Annotated in this window: 16 protein-coding genes; 14 read left to right on the forward strand and 2 right to left on the reverse strand. The window is 65.0% G+C overall.

All coding sequences use genetic code 11. The features are described 5' to 3' along the window. Positions 1-8: 8 nt before the first annotated feature. From A37U_RS0106405 to A37U_RS0106450, 10 genes are all read left to right on the forward strand, one after another. The gene (locus A37U_RS0106405) at positions 9-1,124 is read left to right on the forward strand and encodes a glycine cleavage T C-terminal barrel domain-containing protein (protein ID WP_020495790.1); all 1,116 of its coding nucleotides are present in this window, start codon (positions 9-11) and stop codon (positions 1,122-1,124) included. 37 nt (positions 1,125-1,161) lie between these two features. After that, a complete protein-coding gene (locus A37U_RS0106410) occupies positions 1,162-2,028 on the forward strand; it encodes a methylenetetrahydrofolate reductase (RefSeq protein ID WP_020495791.1) in 867 nt (288 codons plus the stop codon). A gap of 41 nt (positions 2,029-2,069) precedes the next feature. Next, a complete protein-coding gene (locus tag A37U_RS0106415) occupies positions 2,070-3,503 on the forward strand; it encodes a purine-cytosine permease family protein (protein ID WP_020495792.1) in 1,434 nt (477 codons plus the stop codon). 76 nt (positions 3,504-3,579) lie between these two features. Further along, complete coding sequence (locus tag A37U_RS42555; protein WP_240437503.1) at positions 3,580-4,488, forward strand: LysR family transcriptional regulator; 909 nt, start codon at positions 3,580-3,582, stop codon at positions 4,486-4,488. A 497-nt stretch (positions 4,489-4,985) separates the two neighbouring features. Continuing rightward, positions 4,986-5,891 (forward strand): alpha/beta hydrolase, encoded by a 906-nt coding sequence (locus A37U_RS42560; RefSeq protein WP_020495794.1) that lies wholly within the window; start codon positions 4,986-4,988, stop codon positions 5,889-5,891. Between the two features lie 45 nt (positions 5,892-5,936). Continuing rightward, a complete protein-coding gene (locus A37U_RS0106430) occupies positions 5,937-7,496 on the forward strand; it encodes a class I adenylate-forming enzyme family protein (RefSeq protein ID WP_026196928.1) in 1,560 nt (519 codons plus the stop codon). A gap of 65 nt (positions 7,497-7,561) precedes the next feature. Continuing rightward, entirely contained in the window at positions 7,562-8,656 is a 1,095-nt protein-coding gene (locus A37U_RS0106435) for an amidohydrolase family protein (RefSeq protein WP_020495796.1), read from the forward strand. Beyond that, entirely contained in the window at positions 8,653-9,063 is a 411-nt protein-coding gene (locus A37U_RS48125; RefSeq protein ID WP_020495797.1) for a metal-sulfur cluster assembly factor, read from the forward strand. The genes A37U_RS0106435 and A37U_RS48125 overlap by 4 nt, the downstream gene beginning before the upstream one ends. A gap of 70 nt (positions 9,064-9,133) precedes the next feature. Next, positions 9,134-9,445: a Dabb family protein gene (locus A37U_RS0106445; protein WP_020495798.1), complete on the forward strand. Its 312-nt coding sequence runs from the start codon at positions 9,134-9,136 to the stop codon at positions 9,443-9,445. A 72-nt stretch (positions 9,446-9,517) separates the two neighbouring features. Then, positions 9,518-10,210, forward strand: a complete 693-nt coding sequence (locus A37U_RS0106450; protein WP_020495799.1) for a TetR/AcrR family transcriptional regulator — start codon at positions 9,518-9,520, stop codon at positions 10,208-10,210. A 696-nt stretch (positions 10,211-10,906) separates the two neighbouring features. On the opposite strand, the gene A37U_RS0106460 is transcribed toward A37U_RS0106450, so the two are convergent. Both A37U_RS0106460 and A37U_RS0106465 read right to left on the reverse strand, forming a co-directional pair. Continuing rightward, complete coding sequence (locus A37U_RS0106460; protein WP_157182663.1) at positions 10,907-11,158, reverse strand: hypothetical protein; 252 nt, start codon at positions 11,156-11,158, stop codon at positions 10,907-10,909. A gap of 158 nt (positions 11,159-11,316) precedes the next feature. Then, a complete protein-coding gene (locus A37U_RS0106465; protein WP_051111592.1) occupies positions 11,317-11,787 on the reverse strand; it encodes a MerR family transcriptional regulator in 471 nt (156 codons plus the stop codon). A gap of 57 nt (positions 11,788-11,844) precedes the next feature. Here A37U_RS0106465 and A37U_RS54345 point away from each other — a divergent pair, with 57 nt between their 5' ends. The 4 genes from A37U_RS54345 to A37U_RS0106480 all read left to right on the forward strand — a co-directional run bounded on the left by A37U_RS54345 (position 11,845) and on the right by A37U_RS0106480 (position 16,492). Beyond that, complete coding sequence (locus A37U_RS54345) at positions 11,845-12,882, forward strand: FAD-dependent oxidoreductase (RefSeq protein ID WP_276140268.1); 1,038 nt, start codon at positions 11,845-11,847, stop codon at positions 12,880-12,882. Further along, complete coding sequence (locus tag A37U_RS54350) at positions 12,809-13,438, forward strand: aromatic-ring hydroxylase C-terminal domain-containing protein (RefSeq protein WP_020495803.1); 630 nt, start codon at positions 12,809-12,811, stop codon at positions 13,436-13,438. The genes A37U_RS54345 and A37U_RS54350 overlap by 74 nt, the downstream gene beginning before the upstream one ends. Before the next feature lie 448 nt (positions 13,439-13,886). Further along, positions 13,887-15,173 (forward strand): ISL3 family transposase, encoded by a 1,287-nt coding sequence (locus A37U_RS42575; protein ID WP_205622883.1) that lies wholly within the window; start codon positions 13,887-13,889, stop codon positions 15,171-15,173. A 359-nt stretch (positions 15,174-15,532) separates the two neighbouring features. Next, positions 15,533-16,492 (forward strand): aldo/keto reductase, encoded by a 960-nt coding sequence (locus A37U_RS0106480; protein ID WP_026196930.1) that lies wholly within the window; start codon positions 15,533-15,535, stop codon positions 16,490-16,492. Positions 16,493-17,068 lie beyond the last annotated feature (576 nt).

Raw genomic sequence — 17,068 nt, forward strand, 5'->3', positions numbered from 1 at the left:
GTTTCCCCATGTCGCAGCCCGTCCGCCAGAACCTGATGTACATCACTCGCCGATCGCCGTACTTCGAGCGCACGCTCGCCGAGGGCGCCCTGGAGTGGGGCGTCTACAACCACACCTACATGCCGTTCGTCTATGACAACGACCCACGTGCGGAATACGACGCCATGGTCTCCGGTGTCACCCAGTGGGATGTCGGCGCCGAGCGTCAGGCCGAGTTCCGAGGCCCCGACGCACTGAAGTTCGCCGACTACCTCGCTCCGCGGAGTTTGTCGAAGCTGCCGGTCGGAGGGTGCAAGTACACCCCCCTCTGTGATCAGAACGGCAAGATCATGTCGGAGATCATTGTGCTCCGGCCCTTCGAAGACGTGGTCTGGTTCTCGCACTCCGACGTGGACGTCTCGCTGTGGGCTTATGGCCTGGCCCAGGCCGGCAGGTTCGACGTCGAGGTCGCCGAGGCCGACATCGCCCCCTTCCAGATCCAGGGCCCCAAGGCTCGCGACGTACTGGCTCCGCTCGTCGAGGCCGACCTGGCGTCGCTGCGCAGGTTCCGCTGTGTGGTGACAAAGCTCGCCGGTGTCGACGTCGTCATCTCCAACACCGGCTGGAGCAAGGAAGCCGGTTATGAGGTCTACCCGATCGGCACCGCCGGTGCCGTCGAGGCGTGGGACGCGGTCCGCGAGGCCGGCCGTGAGCACGATCTGCTCGTCACCGGACCGAACCTGAACCGGGCAGTCGAGCAGGGAATCCTGGACACCCAGTACGCCACCAACTCCGACATGGACCTGCTCGAGGCCGGTCTGGGTGGCTTCCTCGACCTCGACGGCGAGGACTTCATCGGCCGCGACGCGCTGCGGAAAGTCCGCGTGGAAGGCCCCCGCCGCAAGACGATCGGCCTCGTCTCCGACAACGCCGAGTGGCCGCTGTTCGAGGGCTTCTGGCCGCTGCAGGACAACGCGTCCGGCCAGCAAGTCGGCATCGTGCGGTGGGCGGTGTGGTCCTACGCCCTGGAGCGCAACATCGCCGTCGCCCTAGTCGACGCCGCAGTCGGCGAAGCCGATGAGTTCACGATCGTGAGCCCCACTGGAGAGCACAAGGCCAACGTCCACCCCGTCCCGTTCATCTGATCGGCCGGACCCGGCCGAACGAGAGGAGTAATCCGTCATGACTGTCGAGCCCGAGCAGCCGGCCCCGCTGGAAGCCCGGTCCTTACGTGAGCGGTCGCGGATCGAGGTGATCCCGCTTCCGTCGCTGAGGAAGCGGCTCGACGCTATCCCGGCAGGAGCCCGGCTGTCGGTGACCTGTTCGCCCAGCGAGGGGGTCGACGCGAGCGTCGAGATGACCGCCCGTCTGCGCGACGCCGGTCACGACGCAATTCCGCACCTCTCAGCGGGAACCGTCACGAGTCGGGAACAACTCGCAGGTATCGTCCGCCGGTGCGACAGGATGGGGGTGAACGAAGTCTTCTTCATCGGTGGGGACGTTCGTCAGGGTGGGCCCTTCCAGAACGCGCATGAGCTCGCCACTGCCTACGCCGCGGCGAGCTCGGCTCTCCGGGTGCTCGGTTTCGCCGGATACCCGGAAGGGCACCCCACGATCAACGAGCACACCCTGGTGACCGCGCTGCACCAGAAGCAGGAGCTTGTGCACTCAGCGGGCCTCGACGGCTACGTGTCGACCCAGATGTGTTTCGACGGTCGGGCCGTCAGCAAATGGGTCGCCGACCGACGGGCGCGCGGATTGACCCTGCCCGTCCGTTTCGGTGTTCCAGGCCAGGTCGACAGGCTCAAGCTCATGACGATCTCCGGCCGGCTGGGAATCGGGAACTCCCTCAAGTTCCTTCGCAAGAACCGGTCGTCGGTCACCAAGCTGATGTCCTCACCGACGTTCCGACCGGACGACCTCGTGGCCGAGGTACTCGGCGCGAGCGTCGCAGATCCCACCGCAACGGTCGACGGGCTGCACCTCTTCTCGTTCAACAACCTGGCGCCGACCTTCACCTGGTTCGGCGCCTTCACCTCGGCACACTGACCATTCGCGCCCGTCAACGACGACGGAGAGGAGTAGTCCCGATGACACAGGAACGCAGTCCTGCGATCGAGACCCGAACGGTCGAGCACATCCCGCTCGGGGAGCGGCACGGCAAGGCCCTGGAGATGTTCACCATCTGGTTCGGGACGGGACTCACACTCGCCGCGACGGCGACCGGGTTCCTGGCCACCTCACTGTATGGCCTGCCCTGGTGGGCGGCCGTGTCGGCCCTGATGGTCGGCTGCCTGGTCGGCGGCTTCGTCATGGCCCTGCACGCGGCGCAGGGGCCGCAGACCGGTGTGCCGCAAATGCTGCAGACCCGGGCGCAGTTCGGCTCGTACGGCAGCCTGCTCGTCATCGTGCTCGTGGTGCTCATGTACGTCGGGTTCTTCGCCTCGAACCTGGTACTCGGCGCGCAGTCCATCTCGGCACTGACCACCGTCGACGACACGACCGCCACGCTGGTCATCGGGACCGTGTCGACGGTGGCGGCGGTCGTCGGATACCGGCTCATCCACCGGCTGGCCGGCGTCATGAGCATCGTGGCAGGCGCTGCCCTGCTGCTCGCCTTCGTTTGGGCTCTGGGAGTCAACGGAGTCGATCCCGCCACCTGGACGGCCGGGACGGTGACCGGGGTCGGCATCATGGGGGCGATCTCGCTCGGCAGCCTGTGGCTGATCGCCTGCGCCCCGTTCGTGTCGGACTACACCCGATACATGCCCAAGGATACCGGGGTGCGCGCGTCGTTCTGGGCGACCTACTGGGGTGCGGTGCTGGGCGCGATCGTGCCCATGGCGCTGGGTGCGCTGATCGGATCCGCACTGGGTGACAGTGACACGGTCACCGGACTGACGGTGCTCGTGCACGGCATCAGCCCCGTGGTCATCGTCGTGCTGAGCGTGGCCCTTGTGTCCCAATCCGCCATGTTCGTCTACTGCGGTTCACTGTCGACGATCACCATCGGGCAGACGATGTTCGAGAACTGGAATCCGCGCGCCGGAGCCCGCACCTGGGTTTCGGTGATCATCTTCGCGGTGGCGACGGTGATGGCACTGTTCGGCCGGGACAACTTCCTGGTGGTCTTTTCCAGCTTCCTGCTCACCCTGCTCTGCGTCCTGATCCCGTGGACCGCGATCAACCTCATCGACTACTACGTCATCCGGCACGGCGAGTACGACCTCGAGGACATGTTCCGGCAGGACGGGGGGCGTTACGGGCGATTCAACACCCCCGCCGTCGCGTCGTACGTGCTCGGGATCCTGGTCCAGGTACCGTTCCTGAGCACCACGATGTACACCGGACCGCTGGCTGCCGCCATCGGCGGCGTCGACGTCTCGTGGATCGTCGGTCTGGTCGTGACCTGTCCGCTCTACCTCGTGCTGATGCGCAGGCGTCGCACGAGCACCACCCCGCCCGCGAGTGCGCCGAGCACCACGCGGGGCGAGGGGGAGACCGCTCCACCGGTCGGCACCTAGAAGCGGCGACCGTTCGGGTGCCGACACCCGTGCATTCTGTTCGCGGGGAGGACACCGCCGGATGGCTGAATTCACTTTGACACAGCTGCGCTATTTCGTTGCCGCCGCGTCGACCGGGAGCATGACAGCGGCCGCCATCGACCTGCGGATCGCACAGTCCGCGGTATCGACGGCGGTCGGCGGGTTGGAACGGTCACTGGGCGTCCAGCTGTTCATCCGCCAGCATGCCCGGGGGCTGAGCTTGACCGGCGCGGGCCACCGACTGCACGTCGCCGCGCAGGAGCTGCTCGGGCTCGCAGCCGGTCTGGAGGAGACCGCGAGAGGTCTTGCAGTCGCTGCGACCGGCGACATCGCCTTCGGTTGCTTCGTCACACTCGCACCGTTCGTGATGCCCCAGATCCTGCGGTGGTGCGCCGAACGACACCCGCGGCTGAATCTGAACGCACGCGAACTCGACACTCCCGAGATCACGGCCGAGTTGCAGGAGGGGCGGATCGAGATCGCTCTGATGTATGACCTCGCACTTGGCACGGGCATCGAACGACACCGGATCGGCTCTGTACCGCCCTACGTCATCGTCGCGCCGGACCACCGGCTGGCCAAGGCGCCGGGCATCCACCTGTCCGAGCTGCAGGACGAATCGATGGTCATGCTCGACATCCCGCACAGCGCCGAGTATTTCGCGGGCCTCATGCGCGCAGCCGGGGTCCAACCGAAGGTTCAGCATCGCAGCACAAGCTACGAAACCGTGCGCAGTCTAGTCGCCCAAGGGCTCGGCTACGCTGTCCTCAATCAGAGACCCACGTTCGCCACGACCTACAGCGGCGAGTCGGTCGTCTCGTTGCCGCTGTTCGACAATGTCGCCGACCTGCCCATCGTGCTCGCCCGGATCGCGCACACCCGACCGACCGGACGAGCACAGGCGGTCGCCCAGGCCTGCGCGGCAGTACTACCCGGCGGCGACGGAACTATTTCCATCGGTTGAGCCACCCAGGCACCGGTGGAACAGGTATTTCCCCGGCGATGCAGGTTTTCGGAACACGCACGAGGTCAGGGCTGAAACCCGGTCGTGATCCTCACCGACACCAACCAGCCTGTGCGGCAGATTCGTCAGCACGGTAGGCAGCCTTCTCTGGCCGCTGAGATGGTGATGATGGACCTCCCCCGAAACCGTGGAGGGTTTGGTGTGCCCCGAGGGTCGTGGAGTCGGTGATTTGTCGCGGCAGGTTGGGTTATAGCGATCATCGCTACGGCGCATCAGTAGAACGGATGCACCACGGTTCTGTCGGCAGCAGAAGCAACTGCCGTCGGCGAGTCGCTCGACAGTCTCCTCGCGAAGCTCGGCCTTGTCTTGTCGAGCTTCCAGTGTCGAGCGTCGATGTGCGCGTTCGATGCGGCACATCAGGGCACCTGGGTAGCTCGCGTCGGTAAACGGCTTTGAGCACACTTGACCAATACACGACGTCGTGTATTGTTTTTTGCATGCCGCTCGATCAAGCTGCCGCCGCCTTCATTGAGAACGCCGCCAGCAAACCGTCGAAGCCGTTGTCAGAGACCTCGGTGGCGCAGATGCGTGAGTCGGTCGATGCGTTGATCCCGCTCGGGTTCGAGCGGGAGGAGGTCCATGCCGTCGAGGACTGGGTGGTCGACGGTGTCGCAGTGCGTAGCTATGTTCCCGGTGCCCAGTCGTTGGGGAACGTGGTCTATCTGCATGGCGGTTCGTTCACCCGATGTGGACTGCATACCCATGACACCCTGTGTCGCCGGCTGGCCAATCGCTCTGGTTGCACCGTCGTCGCGGTCGAGTTCTCTCTTGCTCCCGAGGCGACCTACCCGCGCCAGCTGGATGAAGTCGCCGGCGTTGTGGCGGCTGTTTCGCGCTCCGAGCCCGGGCAGAAGCTGTTTGTGGCCGGGGAGTCCAGCGGTGGCTGTCTCGCCGCCGCGACGACGCTGCGGGCGCATGACCGAGGCACTGTACGCGTGGACGGTCTGATGTTGCTGTTGCCCGTGCTGGACCGAGATTCTGGGACGCCGTCGCGGCATGCGCTGAATAAAGACTACCTGCTCACCGATGAACAGATGGACTGGATGTTCGAGCAGTACGCCCCGAACGTCGGAGACGACGATCCGCTGGTGTTTCCGTTTCGGGCACCTGCCCTGCACGGGTTCCCACCCACCGTCGTAGTCACCGCCGAGTTCGATCCGCTGCGCGATGAGGGGCGGGTGTTCGCCGAACGTATCCGGGCGGCGGGCGGCCATGCCGAGTATGTGTGCGTTCCCGGCATCATCCACCACGCGCCGCTAGTGCCGAAGCAGATTCCCGCGGGCGCGCGTGTGGTCGACGACGCCGGCGAGCTGCTTCGTGAACTCGCGAGTTCAACGCGGTGACCCGAGCGCGTTCCATTCCCGCCAAGAAGACGACGAGGTCCTCGGATGATGCTCATTGACTATATCGATCGTGGGGCGGATACGGCTCCTGATGCTCCGTGTCTGCTCGACCCGGATGGATCGACTGCCATGACCCATGCGCAGTTCCGTGTTCTGACCCATCGCATCGCCGGCGCCCTCATCCGCGATGGTGTTCGGCCCGGCGACCGCATCGGCGTTCTGAGTAGCAACCATGCGTTGACGTTCGCGTTGGTGATCGGGATCCTGCGTGCGGGGGCAGTATGGACCGCGATCAACGTCACCTCCGGATCGGCTGATCAGGCTGATTTTCTCGGTATGGTCGGATGCCGGCGGATAATCTGCCATCGGGATTTCGCTGGCCGAGCCGCCGAACTCGAGCAGCGGATTGTGATCCGCGACCCGGCACTGGTGTTCGGCCCGGAGCGCGACGGTGGGCTGGCCTTCACCGAATGGCTTGCGTCGCAGGACTTCCGCGCACCGGAACCGGCCTTTGAACCCGAGCGCGTGGCCATGCTGCTCCCGACCGGCGGTACAACGGGGCGATCGAAGGCAGTACCCATCACCGACCGCCAAATCCATCTCATGTGCCTGGCGTTCCAGATCCATCTCCGCGAACCCGCGCCACCCCGGTACATCTGCGCCACGCCGATGACTCATGCCGCCGGGCTGGTGTGCCTACCGGTGCTCGCGCAGGGCGGCGCGGTGATCGTGCACAACGGTGTGCTGCCCGAACAGGTTCTCGGATCGATCGAACGAAACCGGGCCTCGGCGATCTTTCTTCCACCGACCGCGTTATACAAGCTGCTCGCCACCCCGGGTGTTCGTGAGTACGATTACTCCTCGCTACAGCAGCTCCTGATCGCGGGTGCTCCACTGGCACCCGAGCGGCTCGCCGAGGCGGTCGAGGTGTTCGGACCGGTGCTGACTCAGACCTTCGGGCAAGCAGAGGCCCCGCTGATCTGCACCGTCCACGAGGCATCGGAGGTGGCTGCCGCCGCTGCAGATCCATCGCTTGGTCATCGTCTGGCCTCGTGTGGCAGACCATCGGCGATCGCCCGGGTCGAGATCATGGACGACGACGGCAATCTGCTCGGGCCCCGACACAGCGGCGAGATCGTCGTGCGATCCGAGCTGGTTTTCGATGGTTACTGGCAGGACCCGGCGGCGACGGCGTCGACCCGCAGGCCGGGGGGATGGTACGGGACCGGCGATGTCGGTGTCCGTGACGACGAGGGATTCGTCTACATCGTCGATCGCAAGAAGGACATGATCATCACCGGCGGGTTCAATGTGTTCCCGTCCGAGGTAGAGGCTTACCTGCACACGTTTCCGGCAGTGGACGACTGCGCCGTCATCGGCCTGCCCGACCCGAAATGGGGGGAGACCGTCACCGCGGTGATCGAAACCAAGCCTGGCTCGCACCTCGACGAACAGGCACTCATCGAGGCTTGCAAAGCGCATCTGGGTCCGGTGAAGGCCCCGAAAAACATCATCGTGCGCGATCTTCCGCGCTCAGGCGTCGGCAAGGTGCTCAAGCGCGAGCTGCGCGAGGAGTACTGGGCGACGAGCACGCGCCGGATCTGATCCGACTCCCGAGACAAGTCCTCGTGCCGTCTCGTCCGACGGTAAACAACCACCATAGGAGGTCAATGATGATCGACGACTATTTCGTGATCAATGCAGTCGCGCATGCCTATAACCTCGAACCGGCCAACGTCCGAAACCGATCGGGACAGCTGCTTTCCGACATGCTCTGGGGCCTCCATGAGTCGTGGTCGCCCCCACACGCGCGGATGACATTCGAGGAGTTCACCTCGGACTGGACTGTTGACGCCCTGGCACAAGCCCTTTTCGTGGAGTCCGATGTCGACATCGCCTCGACGCACACCCTCCGACTCGACTCCTACCTCGACGACGGATTAGCAGCCAGGGAGAAGACCGTCGAGGCGGCGACCAAGTACCCGGAACGATTCATCGCCTATGTCGGAGTAGACCCGACTGCGGGGCTCGACACGTGCCTGCGTGACCTGGACGAGCAGATGGCCGAATTACCACAGGCCGTCGGCTTGAAGATGTATCCGGCTCAAGTCGAGCCGAACCGATCGTGGCGCCTCGATGACCCGGACCTCGCTTTCCCCATCATCGAGCGGGCAATCGAACACGGCCTGAAGACAGTCGCCATCCACAAGGCGGCCCCGCTGGGGCCGGTGCCGATGAACCCGTACCAGATCGATGACGTGGACGGGGCCGCCGGACGTTACCCGGAGATGAACTTCGAAATCATCCATGCGGGACTGGCCTTCACTCGGGAGACCTCTCTGGCACTGGCCCGTTTTCCCAATGTGTACGCCAATCTCGAGGTCACGAGCTTGCTTCTACTCAAGGCGCCACAGCGGTTCGAGGACGTCCTGGCCGACTTCATTCTCTGGGGCGGACCCGACAAGATCCTCTTCTCCGACGGAGCGATGTTCGCCCACACTCAACCTTTCCTCGAAGCGTTCACGAAATTCCAGTTCTCCGAGAAAACCTGCGAAGGTATGGGCGTCGAACTGCTCACGCGCGAGGACAAAGCCAAGATCCTCGGGCTGAACTACGCTCGTGTAGTCGATCTCGATGTCGAGGCCGCCAAGGCAAAGATCGCCGAGGACCAGTTCTCCATGGTTCGGCGCACGGCACCACGCCCGGAACCGTATGCGGCCTGGAAAAAGGAATTCGCCACCGACCCAGCCGGGTTTCGGCGATGAACCCGACGCGGAGTGACCCCACGGTAAGCGAGGATTTCCGCACCGCGATCGAGAACGCGATCGCCAAGGTCGACGACCCGTGTAGCATCGCGGCCAACGCGCCGATGAGCGTGCTCGATCTGGGACTAGTCAGGGAATGGCACCTCGACAGCGAAGGCGCGGTCATCGTCACCGTAAGTCCCACGGCACCCTCCTGCGTACTCATGGCCTCCATCGCCGAGGGAATCGAAGCTCGCATCGCTGAGGTCGAGGGAGTCCACGCTGTTCGCGTGGAGATCGACACCGTCACGATGTGGACCCCCGACCTGATGACCGAAACCGGCAGACAGACGCTGGAGGAGCGCCGGTCTACCTCCCTGATCAGTGTTCCCATCTACCCTCGCCAATGGGAGCACAAGCTCGAGTGAGGCGCGCGTAGACGGTGTTCGGCGGTGTGTTCAGGCGGCCGCCGAATCCGATCCGGACAAGGAGCTGTACGTGATTCGCAATGTGGTACTTGGCGGACTGAAGGACGGAACCGATTTCGCTGACCTGCAGAGAGGACTGCAGGCGCTGCGGGACCTGCGTGTGGACGGTGTTGAGCTGGAGCTCGTCACCGGAGCCGACCTTGGCTTACGCGCGGGAAACGCGGATTTCGTGATCATCGTCGACCTGGCCGACGAACAGGCCTACCGGGCATATGACGAAGACGGCGAGCACGATCGGATCCGCCGCGAGGTCTTCGAGCCTCTGTGCTCCTGGGTCGAGCGGGTCCAGATCCGGCTGCCGGAGGCCGCCGCCACTCAGTGAGCGGATAGATCCGCACCGGCGAGGCGGGGCGTCAATGCGGCAAAGCGCCGGACCAGGCTAGAATCCACCTCGATGTCAGAATCGTCGCGCGCCCACAATGCCACGAAGCGGAAGACCCGTACGGCGCGCCGGCGCGACGAACTCATCCTGGACGCACTCGAACAGCTACTCGTCGCAACCCCCTTACGAGACCTCGGTGTTGAGCAAATCGCCGAGGCAGCCGGGATCACCCGCACCCGCTTCTACCACTACTACAAGTCCAAGCACGAAGCATACGCCGCCTTGCTCACCCGGGTTCGCGACAAACTCCTCATCTTCTACGACACTGAGGACTCCTGGTTTCAGCGCCCCGAATCCACCAGGCCCAGAGCCTCGATGAAGGCCACGATCCGTGCTGTGGTCGATTTCTGGCTCGAGCACGGAGCAGTGATGCGCGAAGGAGCAGACCTGTGGAACTCCGTCGCCGAAGCACGCAGCCTATGGCACGACGTGATCGCGCAACCGGTCGAAAGGATGACAAGAGCGATCGAACGGGAGCGGCAGCGAGGCATTGCGCCAGACGGGCCCGAAGCAGGCCAACTCGCGCACAACCTGATCTGGCACGGCGAACGCATGCTGTTCCTCAGCCTGATCGACGCGCCAGGAATGATGTCTGTCGACGACCTTGTCGAGTCAGCGACCACCGTTTGGATGCGCACCATCTATTTGGCCGACGACCCACCCACGTCCAAGGGGACTCGTGCGGGTCGGTCGTCTGATCGCTGATGTGGCACACTGCCTCGACTGGCAACTGATCGCGTAACGCCTCCAGCGCCGCAGGGAACTTCCTGGCAGTTTGACGCGTGAAGGGGCCGCATAGGTCAGCAGCGGGTCGCGGCAAATGAGTTCGACGGCTATGACGCGACTGTCGACCAAGCGGGCTCCACACGTTGGCATGTCCAGATACAACACGCCAGGCCGCGACCTCGGCCATCGGAAGTGTGGCCGCGAATGCCGCATCCCTACGGGGCGTCCAGCATGTGCCAGGTAACAATAAGCGGCGCAGCGGTCGTAACGACCGTGTCGGCCGGGGTATACGGAACGGCAGCGGCGATCCTGGTCATAGAGGGCATCCGTCCTCCGAAAGTGACGAGCTCTCACAGCACACTGCGGACGCGGCGATCGGCGTGCCCTTTCTGCTTACTGCGTAACCCTTCCTCCAGGGTAACGATCTGAACATCGTCTGCACGGGTGTATTGATATCAGCAGAGTCTCAGCACGATTCAAACTCACCATTACACGACAGGGACACCTGTCCTGTCACGACTGGGAGCACCCGCTCGGACGCAAACAGCCGAGCTTGGCTCGGCTGTGCGAGAGAATTAGACCAACTATGCGGTACGAACCGCGATAAACGCTCTGTGTAGCGGAAAGTCGGTGCGTGTTTAGCGTGTGTGTCGGAGGCCGCAACCGATTCTGTGGTCACGATGGCCGCACGTCCTGGTGCCGGGTGGATTTCCCGCCCTCTCGGGTCTTGATGTCCATGTGCCCAAGCGAGAGCGCGGCAAGCAACAGGGCGGCGGTCCCGGCTCCGTAGAAGAAGCCGATTTTCTGGACGCTCCGGGCGACGGGTCCGGTGGGAATCGTCGCCGGCGACCGATCGGCAGTCCACAGCCTGCTCAGCGAGGGCACCGCGGCACACTGGGCCCACCGGGCTGGCTCGTTCAGCGCCACCTACGCCGCCGAAATCTCGCGACGGGCAGCGGGGCCGGTCCTGACAACCGGGATGAGCTGGCGGACGCCGGCTACGAATTCGAGCAACTAGCCAGCCTCTATCGGTAACCGTGGGATGGGTTCGGGTCCGGCCCCCGAGCCCGCGCACGATGATGTGGCTAGGTCTCCGGGCGGCCGGAGTCGTCCTTGTTTGTCATGCGGGTGTCGAGCTCGGCCGTCTGGTTGGCGTGGAGCGCGGTGTCGACGGTGTCCTCCAGTTGTGTCCGCAGGACGGGGCAGTCTCGAATGGGGTCGTCGCGGGGGCAGGTGAGCAGGTGTTCGAGGATGTGTTGTGCCGCGCGGAGCTGCTCTATCTGGTGGTGCATCACGCGGATGGACTCGGCCACGACGTGCCTGGACCCGCCGCTGGGCGGCTTGTCGGCGAGTGTGGCGGTGGTGTCCGCCAGGCTCATCATCCCGTCGTGGTGGAGCAGTTGGATGAGTGCGAGGCGGCGTAGCTCGTCACGGCCGTAAATGCGGACGGTCCCACGTCGCCCAGCCGGGTGTAGCAGACCGACCTGGTCGTAGTAGCGCAGCGCGGAGACGGTGATACCGAAGTACCGCGCCACCTCGCTGATCGAGTAGTCCACATCACCATGGTCGCACGTTGCGCTCAAGTTCACTTGAGCGAGCACGGTGGACACCCCGTGATCAGTGAGGAGAACACCGTGGAGCGATACGAGGTAGTAGTGGCTGGCGCCGGACCGGTGGGGCTGTCGACGGCGCTGTTCCTGGCGGATCGGGGAGTCCGGGTGTTGGTGGTGGACAAGCGTGACCCGCTCGATGGTCCGCCACGTGCCAGTACAACAGTGCGAACCCTGGAGCTGTTCCGGGCCATCGGGCTGGGGCCGACGCTGGATCGCGTCGGTTGGGACGGCCCGCTGCCGATGCGGTCGATGGTCAAGGACAGCGCGGTCGGTGCCGTGCTGCATCGGGCGGCGCCACCGCCGGGCTACGTGGAACGGCTGGATGCCTGCAGCCCGGTGGATTCCCGGCGCGCGATGACGCAGTACGAGCTGCAGCGAATTGCGTTGACGGAATTGCGGCGCCGCGGTGGGCAGGTCCGGTTCGGCGCCGAGTTGGTCGAGTTCGCCGTCGATGCCGAAGCCGTGCGCGCTCGGGTGACCGATGTCGGCACCGGCCGCGAGTACCAAGTGGTGAGCAGCTACCTGGTCGGGGCCGACGGTGCCCGTGGCCGGGTGCGGGAGCTACTCGGCGTCGACATGCCCGACCGGCAGGTCGACGCCAGGCTCAACACGGCCTTCTTCCGGGCCGACCTGCGAAGCCTGATGCCGGAGTCAGCCACACACGCCTGTTTCATCCGCAACGAACAGGTCTACTGCACGCTGTTCGCGAAGGGGGCGAACGGCGACCGTTGGTCCTCGCACATCATGGACTACCCCGGCAAACCCGCCGAGCTCACCCAGCTGTCGTCGGAACAGACCCTGCGACTGCTGCATGCGGCGGTCGGCGACGACACCGTGCCGATCGACCTGATCGAGTGCAATGCGTGGGAGGCCGCGATCGGCCTCGCCTCGGCGCTGCGTCGCGACCGGGTGTTCCTGGTCGGTGACGCCGCCCATGTGCAGAGCTCCGCCGGGGGGGCTGGGCATGAACACCGGCATCCAGGACGGGCACAACCTCGCCTGGAAACTCGCCGCCGTGCTACATGGACAAGCCGGTGAGACCCTCCTCGACAGCTACGAGCCCGAACGCCGAGCCGCCGCCGAGGCATCCCTCGCGCTGTCTCGCCGCCTGCTCCGTGGCTACCAGGCCCACCAGGACACCAATCAGCTCTACGTGCGGGCGGCCGCCGACTACCTGCGCGGGATGATCTTCTACCGCTACGACTCCCGTGCCGTACTCACCGAAGACGCCGCGGCCGCCGACATCCTCGACAACCAAGCGATACCCGGCTGCCGCCTGCCGCATCGATGGCTCACCGACAGCGGCCGCCAACTGTCCACACTTGACCTCGCCGGTGCGCAGTGGACCCTGCTGGCCGGCCCGCACGGCACCGGCTGGCTCACCGCGAGCACAGACGGCCTGCGGGTTCGACAGATCACCGCAGCCATGATCGACAGCGATCCCGCCGCATTCACCGAGATAGCCGGAACCGAGCCGGATGGCGCACTCCTGATTCGCCCCGACGGATTCGTCGCCTGGCGATCGCGCAGCCTCCCCACCGACCCGAACGACACCATCCGCTCCGCCATGCACACCCTGCTCGGACACAGCTGAGCGCGCCAATCATCAGACGTATGGAACGAGACCCGAGTCCGCGTTCGGAGACCCAGCCGGACATCGACACTGGCGCTGGCTCCTCAGGCAGGATTCAGCAAGTTCCAATTCGGGTGGTTGCCGATACTGGACGACCCAGTGCTCGACATCCGGCATCGTCTGGGAAACTCGATCGGGCCCACCGTGTCGCCGCGCGTGGCCGTCAGTGGCCGGCCCTGGGACTGTACAAACAACGGCTCTGGCCCGGTCCGGTGGTGACTGTCGGTGACGGCGGTATGGCGCGGTGCTGAACGGGGTCAGGGTTGTTGCTGCCATGGTGGATGGGTCGGCTGCCTGTCCTGACTGCGGGGCCGATTCCGAGCGTCTGCCTGGCTATCACTGGCGTTGCGTGGCTGATCTGCCGCTCGACGGGTGGCCGGTCACCGTCCGGGTGTAGGTCCGTCGGCTGTTGTGTCCCGCGACGGGTTGCCGGCGTACGTTTCGGGAGCAGGTTCCGGGTGTGCTGGGGCGCTACCAGCGTCGGGCCACGCGGTTGAGCAAGACCGTCGGCGCGGTGGTGCGCGAGCTGGCCGGTCGTGCCGGTGCTCGGTTGTTGGCGGCGCTGCCGGTTCGATGGTCCCGGCATACGGCCATCCGCGTCCTGCTTCAGATTCCCTTACCGCGCAAGGACATCGCGTCAGTGGTGAGTGTGGATGATTTCGCGTTGCTGCGCCGCCGCCGGTACGCCACGGTCATCGTCGACCCCGTCACGCACGAGCGGCTCGAGGTCTTGTCCGACCGCAAATCAGACACAGTGGCCCGCTGGTTGGCCGAGCACCCAGGGGTGGACACGGTGGTGCGGGACGGCTCGATGACCTACGCCGAAGCGATCCGCCGAGTCCGCCCCGGCGCGACCCAGGTGTCGGATCGCTGGCATTTGTGGCGCGGTTTGGCCCGGGTCGTGGAGAAAGCGGTCGCCGCGCACGGCCGGTGCTGGGCCGTATCAGGACCGCCGCGGCGTCACCTGGCCCGGGAAACCACCACCATTGAACGCTGGCACGCCGTGCATGCATTGATCGACCACGGCGTCGGACTGCTGGATTGCTCCCGTCGTCTGGGCTTGTCGTTGAATACGGTGAAGCGGTATGCGCGGGCGATGCAACCGGACACGTTGCGTTGCCCTCCGCAATACCGGGCGAGCATCGTGGACCCTCATCGGGACTTCCTGTGGGCCCGGCGGGCTACCGAACCGGGAGTGCCGGTGACACAGTTGTTCGCCGAGATCAAGGTTCGCGGTTACACCGGCGGGTTGAACCTGCTGTGGCGCTACATCAACGAGGGCCGTCTCGAGGGTGACCGGGTCGCGGTCTCACCGCGCCGTCTCGCGACCTGGATCATGACCAGGCCATCGCAGCTTTCCGCTGCCCGACGGGAGCATCTGGGCGAACTCGTTGCGGCCTGTCCCGAGATGACTCGCCTGGCCGCGCTGGTCCGCGATCTCGCCGCGATCCTCACCGAGCGGCAAGGCCGTGACCTGGGCGTCTGGATTGGGCAAGCCTGCGAGTCCGGGATCGCTGAGCCGGCACCGTTCCTGCGCGGTCTGGAACAAGATCACGACGCCGCGCTCGCCGGATTCACCCCGCCTTACAGCAACGGGCCCATCGAAGGAATCAACACGAAAATCAAACTGATCAAAAGACAAATGTACGGGAATGCCGGATACCAGCTCCTACGCCACCGCATTCTCCTCGGATAACCAAGCCCACCACCGGAACTGAGCCAGAGCCAGACATGGACAGTCCCCTTGCTGGTTGTCTCAAGGCGGCTTCATCAAGATCAGCCTCAGTTTCGGGCATTTGTTCGGGGTGTCATTGCAGGGCGGGGCGAGGATCTGATCTCTGGTCCAGCCGCAGGGTGGACTGCTCGGTGTTCGCCGTCTCGGCGCTCACTGAGCCTTCGAGCCCTTCGTCCCCTTCGTGGTCTAGCTCGGCGCCGAATCGGTCATGCCTTGGGGCGCTCGCGCCCTGCACGATCACCTATGGGCGCGCTGAAGCCGCGCGGCTATCACCCCGGCCGGTAGGAACTCCAGGCTGGGAAATGTGCTAGTTTTGGTTTGTGAGTGAACTTCGGGCCCTCGGGTCGTCCGGTCTTCAGGTTTCCTCCTTTTGCCTCGGCGGCAACGTGTTCGGCTGGACCGCGGACGAGAAGCAGTCAGGTGCTGTGCTGGACGCTTATGTCGCCGCGGGCGGCAACTTCGTCGACACCTCCGACTCGTACATGAACTACTTCCCCGAGCAGGGCAACGAGCCGGGCCAGTCCGAGACCATCATCGGCAACTGGCTCGCCGCCCGCGGCAACCGTGACGAGGTGGTCGTCGCGACGAAGGTCGGCGACCACCCGCAGTACCTGGGCCTCGCGCCCGCCACCATCAAAGCTGCCGCCGAGGAGTCTTTGCGGCGCTTGCGCACCGACCACATCGACCTCTACTACACCCACTTCGACCGCGACGAGTCCATCCCGGTTGAAGACATCATCACAGCGCTCCACGAGCTCGTGAAGGCCGGCAAGGTGCGCGCCATCGCGACCTCCAACATCAGCCCGGAGCGGCTCGCCGCATCACTGGCCTTCTCCGATCGCGAGGGGCTGGCTCGCTACGTGGCGCTGCAGCCGCAGTACAACCTCATCTCGCGTGACACCTACGAAGGCCCGCGGCGGGACATCGTGCAGCGCGAGGGCCTGGCCTGCGTTCCGTACTTCGCTCTCGCCTCCGGGTTCCTCACCGGTAAGTACCGGCCGGGAGTGCCCGTCGAGGGTGTGCGCAACATTCCCGGGATGGCGGGCGGTTACGCCGACACCGATCGAGGGATGAAAGTGCTCCAGACCTTGGAGCACGTCGCGACGCAGCGAGGGGTGGAGATGGCCACGGTCGCCATGGCCTGGCTCGCACAGCAGCCGACTGTGACCGCGCCGATCGCCTCCGCGCGCAGGGTGGAGCAACTGCCTGCACTCTTCGCTATGCAAGATCTGGATCTGTCGGCCGCCGAGCTGGAGGCCTTGACGGCAGCCTCGTCCTAAACCCGGCCCAGGCGCCGGATGCGATCGCCTCATCGAATTCGACACCAGCGGCCTTTGCGCGTAGGCGGCCCCTCTCATCCACCCTTCACAAATGAAACGGGCATGAAGTGTCTCGTGAAAAAGTGAAGTCCTTCTTGAGACCCTACAGATCAGTGGGGCGTCATCCTTGGGTCAACGGCTCGTTGTCTTGAGGATGACCACCACTGTCTCGCATACAGGTGGTTGACCCGACCTATCGCCGGGTGAAACACTCCGCGCGCCACGCGCACTGCATCATCACCCATTTCCGGGGCCTGTCGTAAATGGCGGGAATGCGCGGCATTTCATGCAGTCCAGCTCGTATATTTCGCTCGGGGTCGGAACGCATGCGGGACCCTTCCTGCGGCGATCGATGAGCGAGGGGCATGACCGCAGGCCCATGGGCTTGCGCTTTCCTGGCACGCGATGGTTCGCCTGGCTTGTCGATGATCGTATACCGCGGTAAGGGGAGGGCGGAGTCGATTGCCGACACCTGCTCGGGTCAGGTATGGGGTTGTTGTGCGCAGCTTTTCATCGAGTTTCCGGGGCATCGCGGTG

The organism is Sciscionella marina DSM 45152 (genome assembly GCF_000379465.1).
In the GTDB taxonomy this organism is placed as follows: Bacteria; Actinomycetota; Actinomycetes; order Mycobacteriales; family Pseudonocardiaceae; genus Sciscionella; species Sciscionella marina.